Source organism: Mucilaginibacter aureus, from assembly GCF_053514885.1.
Window position 1 is genome coordinate 1,687,635 of sequence record NZ_CP170601.1, and the last position, 15,122, is coordinate 1,702,756.

Annotated in this window: 13 protein-coding genes; 6 read left to right on the plus strand and 7 right to left on the minus strand. The window is 44.4% G+C overall.

The window, feature by feature from the left end; all coding sequences use genetic code 11:
- Nucleotides 1-33: 33 nt before the first annotated feature.
- The 3 genes from ACFGVR_RS07120 to hpt are packed head-to-tail and all read right to left on the minus strand — an operon-like array spanning nt 34 to nt 2,367.
- Complete coding sequence (locus ACFGVR_RS07120) at nt 34-786, minus strand: SDR family NAD(P)-dependent oxidoreductase (RefSeq protein WP_448702041.1); 753 nt, start codon at nt 784-786, stop codon at nt 34-36.
- A gap of 46 nt (nt 787-832) precedes the next feature.
- Nucleotides 833-1,825, minus strand: a complete 993-nt coding sequence (locus ACFGVR_RS07125) for a family 43 glycosylhydrolase (RefSeq protein WP_448702043.1) — start codon at nt 1,823-1,825, stop codon at nt 833-835.
- Nucleotides 1,826-1,827: 2 nt separating this feature from the next.
- On the minus strand, nt 1,828-2,367 hold the full coding sequence (gene hpt, locus ACFGVR_RS07130; protein WP_448702044.1) for a hypoxanthine phosphoribosyltransferase: 540 nt from the start codon (nt 2,365-2,367) through the stop codon (nt 1,828-1,830).
- A gap of 73 nt (nt 2,368-2,440) precedes the next feature.
- Here hpt and ACFGVR_RS07135 point away from each other — a divergent pair, with 73 nt between their 5' ends.
- Both ACFGVR_RS07135 and def read left to right on the plus strand, forming a co-directional pair.
- Nucleotides 2,441-3,670 (plus strand): M16 family metallopeptidase, encoded by a 1,230-nt coding sequence (locus ACFGVR_RS07135; protein ID WP_448702045.1) that lies wholly within the window; start codon nt 2,441-2,443, stop codon nt 3,668-3,670.
- Between the two features lie 19 nt (nt 3,671-3,689).
- Complete coding sequence (gene def, locus ACFGVR_RS07140) at nt 3,690-4,262, plus strand: peptide deformylase (protein ID WP_448702046.1); 573 nt, start codon at nt 3,690-3,692, stop codon at nt 4,260-4,262.
- Here def and ACFGVR_RS07145 read toward each other — a convergent pair.
- The 3 genes from ACFGVR_RS07145 to ACFGVR_RS07155 all read right to left on the minus strand — a co-directional run bounded on the left by ACFGVR_RS07145 (nt 4,259) and on the right by ACFGVR_RS07155 (nt 6,417).
- On the minus strand, nt 4,259-4,900 hold the full coding sequence (locus tag ACFGVR_RS07145; RefSeq protein WP_448702047.1) for a hypothetical protein: 642 nt from the start codon (nt 4,898-4,900) through the stop codon (nt 4,259-4,261). The two genes, def and ACFGVR_RS07145, sit on opposite strands and share 4 nt — an antisense overlap.
- A gap of 122 nt (nt 4,901-5,022) precedes the next feature.
- Complete coding sequence (locus ACFGVR_RS07150; protein WP_448702048.1) at nt 5,023-5,301, minus strand: NifU family protein; 279 nt, start codon at nt 5,299-5,301, stop codon at nt 5,023-5,025.
- A 30-nt stretch (nt 5,302-5,331) separates the two neighbouring features.
- Complete coding sequence (locus ACFGVR_RS07155) at nt 5,332-6,417, minus strand: Mrp/NBP35 family ATP-binding protein (protein WP_448702049.1); 1,086 nt, start codon at nt 6,415-6,417, stop codon at nt 5,332-5,334.
- Between the two features lie 111 nt (nt 6,418-6,528).
- Here ACFGVR_RS07155 and ACFGVR_RS07160 point away from each other — a divergent pair, with 111 nt between their 5' ends.
- A complete protein-coding gene (locus ACFGVR_RS07160; RefSeq protein ID WP_448702050.1) occupies nt 6,529-8,694 on the plus strand; it encodes a transglycosylase domain-containing protein in 2,166 nt (721 codons plus the stop codon).
- A gap of 11 nt (nt 8,695-8,705) precedes the next feature.
- On the opposite strand, the gene ACFGVR_RS07165 is transcribed toward ACFGVR_RS07160, so the two are convergent.
- The gene (locus ACFGVR_RS07165) at nt 8,706-9,188 is read right to left on the minus strand and encodes a hypothetical protein (protein ID WP_448702051.1); all 483 of its coding nucleotides are present in this window, start codon (nt 9,186-9,188) and stop codon (nt 8,706-8,708) included.
- 794 nt (nt 9,189-9,982) lie between these two features.
- Between ACFGVR_RS07165 and ACFGVR_RS07170 the strand changes: the two genes are divergently transcribed.
- From ACFGVR_RS07170 to ACFGVR_RS07180, 3 genes are all read left to right on the plus strand, one after another.
- Entirely contained in the window at nt 9,983-12,475 is a 2,493-nt protein-coding gene (locus ACFGVR_RS07170; RefSeq protein ID WP_448702052.1) for a zinc-dependent metalloprotease, read from the plus strand.
- 95 nt (nt 12,476-12,570) lie between these two features.
- The gene (locus tag ACFGVR_RS07175; protein ID WP_448702053.1) at nt 12,571-14,256 is read left to right on the plus strand and encodes a pentapeptide repeat-containing protein; all 1,686 of its coding nucleotides are present in this window, start codon (nt 12,571-12,573) and stop codon (nt 14,254-14,256) included.
- A gap of 217 nt (nt 14,257-14,473) precedes the next feature.
- On the plus strand, nt 14,474-14,998 hold the full coding sequence (locus ACFGVR_RS07180; RefSeq protein WP_448702054.1) for an REP-associated tyrosine transposase: 525 nt from the start codon (nt 14,474-14,476) through the stop codon (nt 14,996-14,998).
- Nucleotides 14,999-15,122: the final 124 nt, after the last annotated feature.

Here is a 15,122-nt window from a genome sequence, read left to right on the forward strand (position 1 = left end):
TTGAGTTATTAGGTTAATCAGTTATTTGCATCCCTAACTATTCATAATAGCACCGCAATTGATATCCAAAGTTTGTCCGGTTATGGAGCGCTGGCTTAACAGGTAGGCTACTAAACCCGCTATCTCATCGGGTTGGCTCATGCGGCGCAATGGTACGCTTTGCATGGCGATATCGTAAAATTCGTCTTTGGTTATCCCGATGTTATCGGCAATGCCCTGTAAACCTTCCTGGCTCATTTCGGTGTCGACCCAGCCGGGGCAGATGGCGTTAACCAGTATTTTTTCGGGAGCAAATTGTACCGCCCACGAGCGCATCAGGCCCAGTAAACCCGCTTTCGACGCACAGTAAGCCGAGTAATTAGCCACGCCCAAACGCGCCAGCACCGATGAGGTGATAAGGATATGTTTTTCAGTATCGCCGCCTTTGCGGATACAGGGTAAAAAGCTATTCACAAAATTATAGGTGCCGGTAAGGTTGGTGCTGATGATATCGTTCCAACGGTCGTTATCACCCCAGTAGTTTTCGCCGCCTATACCCGAGTTAGCTACCAATCCGTCGACAGCAGTATCGCCCAATTCGGATGCAGCATGTTCCAAACTATCTTTACTGCGGATATCCGCGATCAGCGTTTGGTGGCCATGGCCCGACAGCAGGTCAAGGGTTTCTTTCAGGGCTTTTTTCTTACGGCCAAGTAAAATGCACTGATTGCCTGTTGATGCTAACTGAATGGCTATAGCACGACCAATGCCGCTGCCTGCTCCGCTGATGATATATGTTTTTGACATGATGTTCTGGTTTATTGAAAGGGTCAAATATAGAGATAGGTTGCGACTATTTTTGAGTTTCTACAACCGGCCATCCGTCTTTATCCCATGCCAACGGTTCAATCCGCAATTTGGAGCGTCCGTTATCTGCTGCGTCATAAGCGTGGAAGACGAGGTAATCCACCCCATCGAAAGTACAAACGGCATTATGACCTACGCCGTACCAGTTTTGATCGCCGGCTAAAACTAAGGTGCCGCCGCCTTTGGCCATATCAATGCCATTACGGTCAACGTACGGGCCGGTTATTGTTTTACTGCGGCCCACCATCATTTTATAATTGCTTTTTGGCCCCCGGCAGCAATAATCCCACGATACAAACAAATAGTAGTAACGGGCATATTTAAAGATGAACGGCCCTTCAATGGCGCCTCTTCCGGCAGCGGTGTCGTTAGGATTTACAGATTGATCGCCGCGATTAGCAATGGTGAGCCAGGGCTTGGGCTGTGCCGCCGATTTAAGATCGGTGTTTAATTTTACCAGTTTAATGCCATCCCAAAAAGAGCCGAACGAAAGCCATGGCACATCTTTTTCGTCGCGCATCAAATTAGGGTCGATCGCGTTGAAATGATCTTCGCCCGGTACGGATCGGAGCACTTCGCCCTGGTCTTCCCACAAAAAATCAGGCGAATCGGTATGTAGGGTTTTGTTGGTAGCCAGGCCGATGGCCGATGTGTTTTTGCCAAATACCGATACCGCGTAAAACAGGTAATATTTACCGTTGTGATACGAGATATCAGGAGCCCAAAAATCATTCGGTCTGTTTTTAGGTACAGCTTGCGGCACCCAGGCCGGCGAGGCGGCGAATACCGGTTTCTCACGCTTCCAGTTCACCCGGTCTTTTGACGACCAGACCGTTATGCCGCGGCCGGTACAAAAAATATAGTACAGGCTATCCTGTTTGATCATTACCAGATCGTGCACGGGGATGCGGGGCACATCCTGGCTGTATCCGCGTAAAGCGAAAAACACATTGATCAGCAGGGCAAGCCATCTTTTCATAACTATTTCACCAACTGGTAAATATCCTTATAATTACGGCCCAACTCTTTATAATCCAGGCCATAGCCTACCACAAACTTGTTTTCAATTTCAAAGCCAACGTATTCCAATTCAGGGATGTCGTGCTCCATGGCATCGGGTTTGTAAAGCAGAGCGCAAACGGTGATCGATGCCGGGTTTAACGATCTTAATTTATCAACCACATAACGCAGGGTGTTGCCGGTATCCACAATATCTTCCACCAAAATCACGTCGCGCCCCTGGATATCAACCTTCAGGTTAAACTCTTCGGTAATGGTGCGTGTAGTTTCCAAACCACCATGGTACGATGATAGCTTCATAAAAGCAAGCTCGCAGGGAATAGGCACCTGCTTAATCAAATCGGCCATAAACATAAAGCAGCCATTTAAAACGCCGGCAAATACAGGGGTTTTATCCTTGTATTTTTCGGTGAGCATGGCTCCAATTTCGGCAGTGCGTTTTTCGATGTCCTCATAAGGGATCATCGGCTCGAAGGTCAGTTCTTCTATCTGGATATTCATCCGTCTAAAATAGGTAATTGTTTACAATTGGCTTAAACTCAATGCCCGAATATTCGTTTATCTTTGCCGGCTAATGGATTACCAGGTTTACACACTACCTAACGGCATCAGGCTGTTGCATAAGCATGCCGTATCGCCTATCGCGCATTGCTGCTTTATTGTCAATGCCGGCGCGCGCGATGAGGCACCGGGCAAAGACGGTTTGGCGCATTTTATTGAGCATTTGCTTTTTAAAGCTACCGAGCGCCGCAATACCGAACAGATATTGAACCGGCTGGAGCTGGTAGGTGCCGATCTAAACGCTTATACCACCAAGGAATATACCTGCATACACGCCTCGTTTTTAAAACAGCATTTGGAGCGGGCCATTGACCTGACCGAGGATATTGTTTTTCATTCCACCTTTCCGGAAGAAGAGCTAGTGAAAGAAAAAAGCGTGATCCTGGACGAGATCGCATCATACCTTGACCAGCCCGACGAGGCCATCCAGGATGATTTTGAGGATGTTTTATTTAAAGACCATCCGCTGGGCCGCAATATTTTAGGTACAGCAGCTTCAGTAAACGCTTTGGCAAAAGCCGATATCACCAAGTTTATTGCACAAAACTACAATACCCACCAAATGGTATTCGCGGTATTGGGCGAGTACGATTTTAAGAAACTGATCAAACTGGGGGAAAAATATTTTGGTCAAGTAAAGGAAAATACCACCGGCAAAAATCGCGTAAAGCCCGATGTAACACTATCGTCAATTGCCCGGTTTTCTAAACCTATTTCGCAAACGCACGGCGTTATCGGCGGGCAGGCTTATGCGGCGGCAGATCATAAAAAGAACGGCTTGCTGCTGCTTAACAATATTTTAGGCGGCATGGGCATGAGCTCGAGGCTTAACCTGCAGATCCGCGAAAAATACGGCATAGCTTATACTATCGAATCGAATTACTCGCCGTTTTCGGATACGGGGATATTTTCGATTTACTTTGGTACCGATACCGAAAAGGCGGAGCGGGCCATTAAACTTATCCATAAAGAACTTAAAAAGCTGCGTGAGCAAAAATTAGGCACTTTGCAGCTGCACCAGGCGAAGCAAAAGTTTGCCGGGCAAATAGCTTTGGGCGAGGAAAATCGCATCGGGCTTATCATCGCCATGGCTAAAAGTTTGTTGGATTTTGGTTATGTGGATAGCATTGAAGAGATCTTTGCCAAGATCAATGCCGTTACTGCCGATGAAATGCAGGCGATAGCTAATGAAGTATTTGATCCCGCGAGGTTAACTACTTTGCTATTTGAGCCTAACGAATAAACTGTTATTTTTGTACCTTATGAAATTACCCATCATAGCCTACGGCGACCCTGTTTTAAGAAGAAAAGCTACCGACATTGAATCTGCTGAATATCCGCATATTAAAAAATTAGTTGAGGATATGTTTGAAACCATGTACGGTGCTAAAGGTGTTGGTTTGGCAGCGCCGCAGGTTGGGCTATCTATGCGTTTGTTTGTGGTTGATGCATCGCCGTTTGACGATGACGAACCGGAACTGAAAGACTTTAAAAAAGTATTCATCAACGCCCGCATTTTAAGCGAAGACGGCGAAGAATGGGCCTTTAACGAAGGTTGTTTAAGTATCCCCGAAATAAGGGAGGATGTATACCGCAAACCAAACCTGCGCATATCTTATTACGATACCGACTGGAAACATCACGAAGAAAGCTTTTCGGGCTTAGCCGCGCGCATTATTCAGCATGAATACGACCATATTGAAGGCAAGCTGTTTACCGACAAGCTAAACCCTTTACGTAAACGCCTGATAGAGAAAAAGCTGGTTGATATTTCGAAAGGAAACGTATCGGTTGATTATAAGATGAAATTTCCGGCAGCTAAAAAAGGCCGTTAATTATCGTCTACCCCACGGCTTTTATTACCCGCAGCGATCTCTTTGATCAAAGCACCCCAGGCAAACGGATTTAATAACGGGTTAGGCATCAGCGAATGCTGGTTCACGATGTTGTTGTGCATATCCTGGAAGTTGAGCGTTTGATGATCCTGTGCATTTAACGGCAACGACCGCTCCAACGCCGCAATTGATTTACCGCTCAGGTTTTTACGGGCAATTTCTAAATCGTCATCAGCTATCTTCATGGCTAAAAACTCTTTGTGAAACTCATCGGTAGTTGCCCACGGAAAAATACGTACTACAGGCAAATGCACCGATTGAGCGCGAAGCTTTACTTCGATGGTATAGCTTTTATCCTTTAAGTTTGATGGAATAACCACAGTGGTTGATGCGTAACCTATCGACGTGAAGATCAGGGTATCCTGCTCATGCACCACGAAAGAAAAATAACCTTTATAGTTAGCCAGGTTGCTTTGTTTTGGATTGCTAACGTTAGTTATTGAGGTATATGGTACTATACTGGTGCTATCGCCATTTAAAACCACACCGCTAAACTGAACTATGGGGTGCTCGGGCTTTTGCTGGGCAAAGGCCGAGACGGTAATAAATGTACACAATATGAAGAATAGCCGCTTCATTTTAACACCTGTATTATTTAATATACTAATTAGCCTCTAAAAAGTTTTAAAGCCAGAACGCAAATGAACTCATTTTTATGCGATCAGCTGTTATAATATCCGCTAATTTAACACTCTTTAACTTATCTCAAATTTTCGGGCAATACCGCATGCGGATCATCAATATCCGTTAAGTTAACTGCTTCAACACCTGTAACTTCGGGCACTGCCTTTTTAATAGCCTGCTCAATACCGGCCTTTAACGTCATTATACTCATCGGGCACGACCCGCACGACCCTAACAGCTTCAATTTAACTACACCCTCCGGGGTAATTTCTTCAATCGAAACATTTCCGCCGTCTGTTTCCAGATACGGGCGAATAGTGTCTAAGGCTGCCTCTACCTGCGCTAACACATCCATCTTTTTAATATTTATAGTAAAGATACTAATTTATTGTACAACTGCTGTTTGCGCTGCCGCTTTAGCGTTTACAATAGCCACCTGCTGAGCCACTTTTTTAGCCATATCAATAAACGCGGCGCTCATTGGGTTATTATCATCCAAAATCAACGGTCTCCCCGAATCGCCTGAATCTGACACGCTTTTTACCAGCGGCAACTGTGCCAGCAACGGCACACCAATTTGGTTGGCTAACTTTTTACCGCCGCCTTCGCCAAAAATATAATACTTGTTTTCGGGCAGTTCGGCCGGGGTAAAGTAAGCCATGTTTTCAACCACACCTAAAACAGGTACGTTAATAGCATCCATTAAAAACATACCCACCCCTTTACGCGCATCGGCTAAGGCTACATTTTGCGGCGTGGTTACTATTACGGCGCCTGCTATCGGGAAGCCTTGTGTAATGGTAATGTGGATATCGCCTGTACCGGGCGGCAAATCAACCACCAGGTAATCCAGGTCGCCCCAATCGCCATCGTTAAACAACTGCTTTACCGCGGTTGATACCATTGGCCCACGCCATGGCACCGGCTGATCCGGATCGGTAAAGAAACCGATAGAAAGCAGCTTGATGCCATATTTTTCGATAGGTTCTATCTGAGTTTTGCCATTGTCCAGTTTGCTTGCGCGAGGTTTTGCACCCTCCAAACCAAACATGATCGGTATTGACGGGCCGTAAATATCGGCATCTATCAAACCAACAGCAGCGCCTGTTTTTGCCAAACCTAAGGCCAGGTTAACCGCCACGGTTGATTTACCTACACCGCCTTTGCCCGATGCAACAGCTATAATATTTTTAATACCCGGCAGGCTGTTGCCGCTTTGTGTGGTAACGCGCGATGTCATGTTGATGCTTACCTCGGCATCTTTACTTACAAAATGCAATATAGCGTTACGGCAGGCGTTCTCAATCATTGCCTTTAAAGGGCATGCCGGGGTTGTTAATATAATGGAAAAGCTTACCTTGTTGCCATCTATGCGGATATCTTCAACCATGTTTAAGGTTACCAGGTCTTTTTTCAGATCGGGTTCTTCAACGTGGCTCAGGGCAGCAAGTACTTGTTCTTTGGTTATCATTTTTGTAATTCGGATAAAATGTAAAACAGCCGGTTAAGGAGTTTGTTACGGTATAGTTATTTACGATAAACTTTGTAAAGATAAGATTATTAGTTTTGGAAAAATTTACTGATGCATCTACCAGATAAAAAGTACCTCCGCATTGGCGGCATAGTTTTGTTGTCGATATTTATACTTTTAGTGATAGGCGGTACAATTGCCTATTTTAAGCGCGAAACCCTACTCCACAATGCCATTGACAAAGCTACGGCAAAAGCAAAAGCAGATTATAATTTAGATGTAAAAATAGGCTCGGCACGGTTTGTAGGCCTAAGTACTATTGCTTTTGACCATATTACCATTGTGCCCCAAAACCGCGACAGCCTGCTCAATATCAATGGTTTTAAAGTGAGTGTTAAACTGTGGCCGTTAATTTTTGGAAACGTTAAACTGGCATCGGTTAAACTGGATAATGGCTGGCTTAATTTAACCAGTGTGCACGGGGTTAAAAATTTCGATTTCCTATTCAAAAAGAAGCGCGATACCACAGACTCGTCGCATGGCGATATGTCGGTGGTGGCCAATAACCTCATCAACCAGGTACTTTACAAAATACCCGATGCGCTCGATCTTAAAGATTTCAACATCAGGTTTCACGACGATAGCAGCAGCGTAGCCGTGCTGGCAAAATCGGCAAAAATTGAAGATAGTAACCTAAGTTCGACGATCGTGGTCAACAACGGCGAATCAATCCTTCACCTTAGCGGAAAAATGCGCCCGAGCGATAAGTATATCGACGTAAGGCTATACTCGGACAACAAAAAGGTGGAGATGCCTTTTATCCGGAAGAAATTTGGACTTAAGCTCAGTTTCGACACCATCAGCACCAAGCTGAACAAGGTAGAGCGCAGCAATGGCGAAACACGTATTTACAGCTCATGGTCGGTTAATAATTTATTGATCAATCATCCGCGCATAGCAGCAAATGATATTGTGGTGCCTAATGGCTCCATCGATGCCAATATTTTTATCGGCGAGCATTATCTATCGGTCGACAGTTCATCGGTAATCCACCTTAAAGATGTTATCGCCAATCCGTACGTTAAATACACGCTGAAACCGGTTAAGATTTACGAGATGAAAATGGCTATGCCGATGACTGATGCGCAAAAGGTATTTAACTCGTTTCCACAGGGTACGTTTGATGCCCTTGCGGGGATACAGGTTAGCGGCAAGCTGGCTTATAATCTCAATTTTTACCTGGATACTTCAAACCCCGATGCCGTGCAGTTTGACTCGAGTTTGAAGCAGGACAATTTTAACGTGGTTAAATACGGTAATACCGATCTGAACAAGCTTAATGGCCCCTTTGTGTATACGCCTTACGAAAAAGGCAAACCCATGCCGCCGAGAACTATCGGGCCCGACAATCCTGATTATACACCATTGGCTAATATCTCACCTTACCTGCAGCATGCGGTAATGACAGCCGAAGATCCTTCGTTTTACAGCCACCACGGCTTTATCACCGAGGCCATCCGTAAATCAATAGCGGTTGATTTTAAGGAGAAGAAGTTTAAACGCGGCGGCAGTACCATATCCATGCAGCTGGTTAAAAACGCCTTTTTAAGTCGCCAAAAAACCATGGTGCGCAAAATTGAAGAAACGCTGATCGTTTGGATGATAGAGAACAAGCACATTATATCAAAGAACAGGATGCTGGAGGTTTACTTCAACATTATTGAATGGGGTAACAATGTATACGGTATCGGCGAAGCATCGCACTACTACTTTGGTAAAAGTCCGGCCGAACTTAACCTGGGCGAAAGTATCTATCTGGCCAGCATTGTACCCAAACCCAAAGCAGGTTTATACGCCTTTCAACCCGATGGCAGCCTAAAGGATTACCTGCGTAATTATTTCCACTCGTTAGGCGGTATGATGGCTAACCAGCACTATATTAACCTGATGGATAGCCTGAACTACGGTTTCGATGAAGTTCGACTGAAATCGAGCCAGCGCTCGCACGTGGTTATTGCTCCGGGCGATACGGCGGCTGTGGTTAAGGCGCTTAAGCAGGATGACGAAGAGGAAGATAATGCCATCCCTGTTATCCAACCCGAAAAGAAACTCAACTTTTTCCAGCGTTTGTTCGGCAAAAAGGATACCACCCGTAAAAAAGAACCGGTAGTAGATACGGCCGGTAAAACCAAAAAGCAAATTCGCCAGGAAAAAAGAGCCGAACGTAAAAGAGAGCAGGAGGAAAAGAAAAAGCTGATGGACAAAGGCTTATTCTAAAACCGGATTAACTATGCAGCTTTGCTGTTTTCTTTCATCGGTTTCAGGCGTAATGTTCTGATCACTTTAGATTTGATGGGGCGTATCAGCAAAAATATCAAAAACAGAAACCCAATAAACGCGGCGATAAGCATGGTTGCCGTAAAAAACCACACCATGAGATCTAAGATCCCCGCTCCGGTTATCCATATGTAGCGTATAATATTTGCGTTAAAAAAATTGTTAAACCGGTATTTCACGGGCTCATCCAGATCAATTTCTTCAACCCGTTTATAAAAAATGTAGTTGGAAATGATAGGGAACAATATGGTAGCAGCAAATGCAACATACAGCAACGAATTATCATTGCGGTTTAAAATGTTGGCACCTACAAGTTTGTTTAAAGAAACCACGATGACAATGAATATGGCGACTATAGCAGCAAATATCCTATGAGCAATTTGAAGCTTTTTATAGGCCTTGTCATCTAATTCATTATTAACAATCTTATTCATTCTACGGTTTAATCAATTTCTTTAATTCTGTATGGGTTATATTAAACTCATAAACATACCCCCGATAAACTATTGTTTTGCCACATGGATATTCATGGCTGTTTTGCACTACAGTAGTAAATAAATAGGGTCGTTCAAAAAAACATGCAAACATAATAATAACCATCGAGGTTTTTTGTACATCAGCACTGCTGTTTTTGTTAACATCGTGCGCATTAAAAAACGTCTGTTTATTCGCCAAATGTCCAATCCATGCTTGCGATCTTGTTCTATTAAAGAAAGGCTCAGATCTGCGAATACGTGTGGTATCTTAACACGCCTGCCACCCAATACCGGTAGCGCAATTATACAAAGATATTTAAAAAGATATAACGTTTACCCCGGTGATTGATCGTAGTGTTCGGTACGATATCTTTTTATAGAATGAAATTGCTAAACCCAATGCCACTTTGGATTTTGACCTTTCCTTTTGTTTGGTCAAGACATGAATAAGAGAGGTATTATAACAACTGCTTCTTGCACACAATCCCTCAAAACCCAGCCTTTCAATCATTATCCAGCAGGGGGGGGAATTGTAAGAAATTTTTCAACTCTTTTCGTTCCCTCCCGGCTTTAAGCCGCTTAGCTAATAAATATACTAATTTTCATCCGGATAAACAAGTTTTGTAAAATTTTTGAGGCGTATTTTTATTGCAAAAATAAAACCGTATCTTTTGGTCAAATTATTCGGCGCGGCTATTCAGGGCCAGAATATTTGAAGGTTAACTGATCTTATTGCAAAACAATTATCAAGTATGAAGCTATTTATACCAATAGTTACTTTATTGCTTTCGTGTGATGTGTGCTTTGCCCAAAGAGGCGATGGCGGAAGACCCGCAGCAGAAAGCCGTCCGGCTGCAACAATCGAGTCTGTCACTCAAAATCTCAAAAAGACCGAAGGCTTTTTTACTTTCTTTTCGGATTATAAAACCGGTAAGATATATCTCGAGATAAACGAAGATCAATTTAATAAAGAGTTTTTATACTACAGCTCATTAGTTGATGGTATCGGCAACGGCGGCGCCGAGCGTGGTCAGTCATCAGCCGAATTAGCCAAATTTATTAAGGTTGGCCCGAAAGTGTTTTTGCTGGAGCCCAATTTAAATTACCGCGCAGTTAACGGCAGTGCCGATGAGCAGCACGATGTTGAAAATGCTTTTGCCAAATCTATCATATTCGGTTTTGCACCTGTTGCAACCGAAGGTGCCAAAGTGCTGGTCGACCTTACCCCGTTCATCGTTCGCGATGCCTTAAAGGTTGGCGATCGTATCGGCAGCGGCTCGGCTAACACAGGCAGTGCAGCCGCGGCACGTGGCAATAGGGGCGGTGGTGCTGCCGGCGGCGGTTACCGCGTGGATGAAAGCCGCTCGGCAGTTTATATGGATAACACCAAAAACTTCCCTAAAAATACCGAGTTCGAAGCGATATTAACCTTCGCGGGGAATGGCCGTGGTAACATCGCACCGGATGCCGGTTCGGTTACGGTAAAAATGCACCAGTCGTTTGTGGAGCTGCCCGATAACAATTACAAGCCCCGCCGCTTCGATCCGCGTTCGGGATTCTTTGGTTTTAGTTACCTCGATTTTTCGGCTCCTATGAGCGAACCGATAGAAAAGCGCTTCATCGAACGCCATCGCTTAGCTAAAAAAGATCCGTTGGCAGCCGTGAGCGAGCCTGTTGAACCTATTGTATATTACATTGACCGTGGTGCGCCGCCATTGATATTAAAAGCATTGGTTGAAGGCGGCTCGTGGTGGAACCAGGCTTTTGAGGCTGCCGGTTATAAAAACGCTTTCATTGTTAAAGTACTGCCCGAAGGTGCCGACCCGATGGATATCCGTTACAATATCGTTAACTGGGTAAACCGCTCGGCTAAACCAACCCGCGCTTTTTCATATGGCGCGTCGTACATTGATCCCCGTACCGGCGAGATCATTAAAGGTATGGTAACTCTTGGTTCCGATCGTCACCGCGAAGATTACTTGATCGCCGAAGGCCTGTTACAGCCGTACATAGATGGCAAGCCCATTCCTAAAGATATGGAAGAAATGGCTTTGGCTCGTATTCGGCAGCTATCCGCGCACGAGATCGGTCATACCCTTGGCCTTACACACAACTTCGGCGCAAGCCCAAACAACCGCGGTTCAGTTATGGATTATCCTTTCCCGCGGTTTAGCTTAAAGCCTGATGGCACCATCGATCTTTCGAACGTGTATGCCAGGGGCATTGGCAGTTGGGATAAGCGCGCCATTATGTGGGGTTATGCTGACTTTCCGCAAGGGGCTGATGAAAATGCCGAACTGGATAAAATCACTAAAGAGACCCTGAAGCAGGGCTTTGTATATGCGCCCGATCAGGCCCTGGGCGTAAACCCCATTGCAAACCAATGGGATGATGGCGTAAACCCTATCGATCAGCTCAATAAACTAATGGCTGTGCGCAAGCATGTGCTCAATAATTTTTCAGAAAAAGCGATACGCCAGGGCGAGCCTATGGCTACTTTAGAAGAAGTATTGGTGCCCATGTACCTGCTGCACCGCTACCAGGTTTTAGCAGCCGCAAAGTCTATCGGCGGCTTGTACTATACCCATGCCATTAAAAACGATGGGCAGGTAGCCACCAAAATGGTTGAGCCTGCCGAGCAATGGCGCGCCCTGAATGCCCTGATGAATACCATTACACCCGATGCCCTGGCCTTGCCGGAAGCTTTGATACAAAAAATACCGCCGCGACCTACCGGATACCCGTCATCTGTGGAAACATTTGGCGGGCACACCGGTATAACTTTCGATCCGATAGCTACGGCCGAATCGGCTGCCGATAACACCTTATCAAACCTTTTTGATGCCGAGCGTGCCGCACGCTTAATTGAGTATGAGGCCCGCGACAGCAAGCAGCCCGGCTTTATGCCTGTAGTAGATAAAATATTACTCCAAACCTGGAAAGCGCCCGTTGCCCCCGGTTACAAAGGCGAACTGCAACGCATGGTGAACAACCTTACCCTAAAACATTTACTGGGTTTAGCTGCCGATAACGCTGCTGCCGAAAATGTAAAGGGGCAAACGTTGTTAAAGATATACGAACTAAAAAACTGGATGAAAGGCCAGCTGGCTGTTGCCGCACCTAAGCAAAAAGCCGCGCTGTATTTCGGTATGCAGCAGATAGCCGACTTTGAAAAAGATCCTACCAAATTTCAACCCGCCCCGGCATTGGAAATGCCACCAGGAGCGCCGATAGGGATGAATTAAGGTAATGTAATACGCCGGGGACTTAACTTATATAAGTAAAAAGTAGCGCAAACTTTTTATATTTACTTAATTAACAAATATTTAATTAAGTAAATATGCTGCTGTGCGGGGTAATTGTTATTATTTTAGCTAATGCTTGTTTATTAGTTAATATCAGGCTTTTTACACTCTATTACTCGCGGATACTGCTTTATGACCTGGCCACATTGATCACCTTTGTGATTTTGGTATTATATCAAGAGCCCAAGCTACCTAACTATATTACTACCAACAGCGGAAAAAAGTATACCATTAGTCGGTTAGCTATTCATAATCGCTTGTATATTGATAGGGTATACCGGTTTACAAAAATTCCGGCCGCGTTAGCCGGAAGTATGCTTATCCAGACAGCTAACGACGATAAAACCAGCAATCAGGGTAACATGTTTTCGGTGTCTATTACCAGCAAGAAAAATGTTATCGTTTATTACTTGTTTGACCAAAGGCTCTATCCTAAACACGGGCCGGGCTGGCTTGCACATAAAAAAACACAAATAGTGCAGGGCCTTGCCTCTACAGATAAAGATGGGGAATTTGTTATGGTAGCCGATACTTTAAAACCAGGAACCAATAAGATAGTTTTGGGAGGTAATCAGCCGGTATCGGATAACAATAAGGTTGCGGTATTGTGCAGCATGTATCTTATCGCCATTAAGGGCATACTGCCCAGCCAGATGAGCAATACAAACGACACAAAAGCAGATATTGACAGGCTTAAGCCGCTTGTATACGGCCGCGACTCTTTATTATTTGGCTACCAGGCACGGCAAGAACATCTAAAGTGGTTAAAGGATGGCCCGAGGGCGGGGCATAGGCTTGATTTTTCGGCCGTGAAACGAACGAGAAACACCCTTTGTTTCAATACCGATTTTACATCGGCCGACTTAAGTAAAACCAAAATAGACAGTAGCGGTTTTAATTCGTCGGTTTTTAACGATGTCGAATTTTCGAACTCCCGTTTCACTAATGTTACTTTTTTCAATTCACATTTGGATGGGGCCAATTTCAACAAGGGCACATTAACAAACTGCTCGTTTTTGGGATCAAGCCTTCGCGGGGCCATTTTTACCGATGTAAATTTGAATAATGTAAGCTTTGCCTGTACCGACATGGCCGGGGTTATTTTTGAGCCGGATACCGTTACCAATGTTCAGGAAATAGCCTCGGCCTACAATTTAGATTCGGTAAGTTATAGAACCAGCCCCGGCGCGTTAATAAAATTGCGGGAGCAGTTAAAAACCGAAGGTTTTACCGAAGCGCAACGCAAAATTACTGCTGCCATACAACGTCGTAAGTTTGAGCTCAATAATTCATTCGTCACAAAATGGATCAGTTGTCTTCTTTTTGATGTAACAAGCGACTATGGTTTAAACCCATTTCAGCCGTTGTTTATATTGGTGACGTTAATTTACCTGTTCTACCGGTTTTATCTTTTCCTGTTTTTTATTGACGAGCTCGATATTAACATCAAGCATAAAACAGAAACAAAAGAGGGTAACATTGTGACAGTTAAAGATAGTATACAGCCCGGACGGTTATTGTTTCTGAGTATTCTTACCTCTTTTTCGATAGGTTTCGGGCCGTATAACCTAAACGATTGGGCAAAAAAACTATTAAAAGAGGATTATACCTTAGAATCGAGCGGTTGGACCCGTATTTTGATCGGCGTACAAAATTTGGTGAGTCTTTACTTATTCGCGCTGACGGTGTTGTTGTTGTTTGGTGATCCGTTCAACTTTTAGGTGATAATAGCGTATTCATCGTAACCAGATAGAATCCTTTTAAAGTTTATTGTAGTATAGGCCGGAGGCCTTGATATAGTCGTCACTCGCGCGGACGCGAGCGACTGCAAACCGTAATGCACTCGCTCGGCTCCAGCCGAGTGAGTAATATAGAAAGGCCTCTGGCCTAAATTCCAACAACTTGCAAAATCGATAAATTTATTGCCTACTTTTAAGCATGTCCGAATTACGAAAGGCAAATACCGATCGCCCCTTCTTTATTACACTAACTGTTGTAGGTTGGATAGATGTTTTTATCCGTGCCGATTATTGCGATGAGTTTTTAAAAAGCCTTGAATTTTGCAGAAAGCATAAAGGCCTCAAAGTGTTTGCGTATTGTATAATGAGCAGCCATATCCACATGATAGTTGCTAATGATGACAATAATTTACCCAATATAATCCGCGACCTTAAAAGTTATACTGCTAAAAGCATCATAGCACTTATTAAATCAAATATTCAGGAAAGCCGGAAAGATTGGTTACTGCACTTGTTTCAATTTAATGCTAAATATCACCAGCAAAACAGCGAATATATGTTTTGGCAAAAAACCAATCATCCTATCGAATTATATACCTCCGCCGTTTTTGATCAAAAAGTTGACTATATTCATCATAATCCGGTAGAATCGGGAACAGTTAACGACGAGGCGAACTATGTTTACAGTAGCGCTAATCCTGATTCGCCTTTTAAAGTTGATTGATAATATGGGCCGGAGACCTTTGTATAGTTGTCACTCGCGTGGACGCGAGCGACTGCAAACCGCAACGCCCTCGCTCGGCTCCGGCCGAGTGAGGAATATAAAAAGGCCTCAGGCCCAAATTCCT

Bases quoted from the DNA above. Each gene is read 5' to 3' on its own strand.
- ACFGVR_RS07155 (WP_448702049.1), bottom strand. From the start codon at position 6,417: ATGATAACCAAAGAACAAGTACTTGCTGCCCTGAGCCACGTTGAAGAA.
- ACFGVR_RS07120 (WP_448702041.1), bottom strand. From the start codon at position 786: ATGTCAAAAACATATATCATCAGCGGAGCAGGCAGCGGCATTGGTCGT.
- ACFGVR_RS07170 (WP_448702052.1), top strand. From the start codon at position 9,983: ATGAAGCTATTTATACCAATAGTTACTTTATTGCTTTCGTGTGATGTG.
- hpt (WP_448702044.1), bottom strand. From the start codon at position 2,367: ATGAATATCCAGATAGAAGAACTGACCTTCGAGCCGATGATCCCTTAT.
- def (WP_448702046.1), top strand. From the start codon at position 3,690: ATGAAATTACCCATCATAGCCTACGGCGACCCTGTTTTAAGAAGAAAA.
- ACFGVR_RS07180 (WP_448702054.1), top strand. From the start codon at position 14,474: ATGTCCGAATTACGAAAGGCAAATACCGATCGCCCCTTCTTTATTACA.
- ACFGVR_RS07145 (WP_448702047.1), bottom strand. From the start codon at position 4,900: ATGAAGCGGCTATTCTTCATATTGTGTACATTTATTACCGTCTCGGCC.
- ACFGVR_RS07165 (WP_448702051.1), bottom strand. From the start codon at position 9,188: ATGAATAAGATTGTTAATAATGAATTAGATGACAAGGCCTATAAAAAG.
- ACFGVR_RS07135 (WP_448702045.1), top strand. From the start codon at position 2,441: ATGGATTACCAGGTTTACACACTACCTAACGGCATCAGGCTGTTGCAT.
- ACFGVR_RS07175 (WP_448702053.1), top strand. From the start codon at position 12,571: ATGCTGCTGTGCGGGGTAATTGTTATTATTTTAGCTAATGCTTGTTTA.
- ACFGVR_RS07125 (WP_448702043.1), bottom strand. From the start codon at position 1,825: ATGAAAAGATGGCTTGCCCTGCTGATCAATGTGTTTTTCGCTTTACGC.
- ACFGVR_RS07150 (WP_448702048.1), bottom strand. From the start codon at position 5,301: ATGGATGTGTTAGCGCAGGTAGAGGCAGCCTTAGACACTATTCGCCCG.
- ACFGVR_RS07160 (WP_448702050.1), top strand. From the start codon at position 6,529: ATGCATCTACCAGATAAAAAGTACCTCCGCATTGGCGGCATAGTTTTG.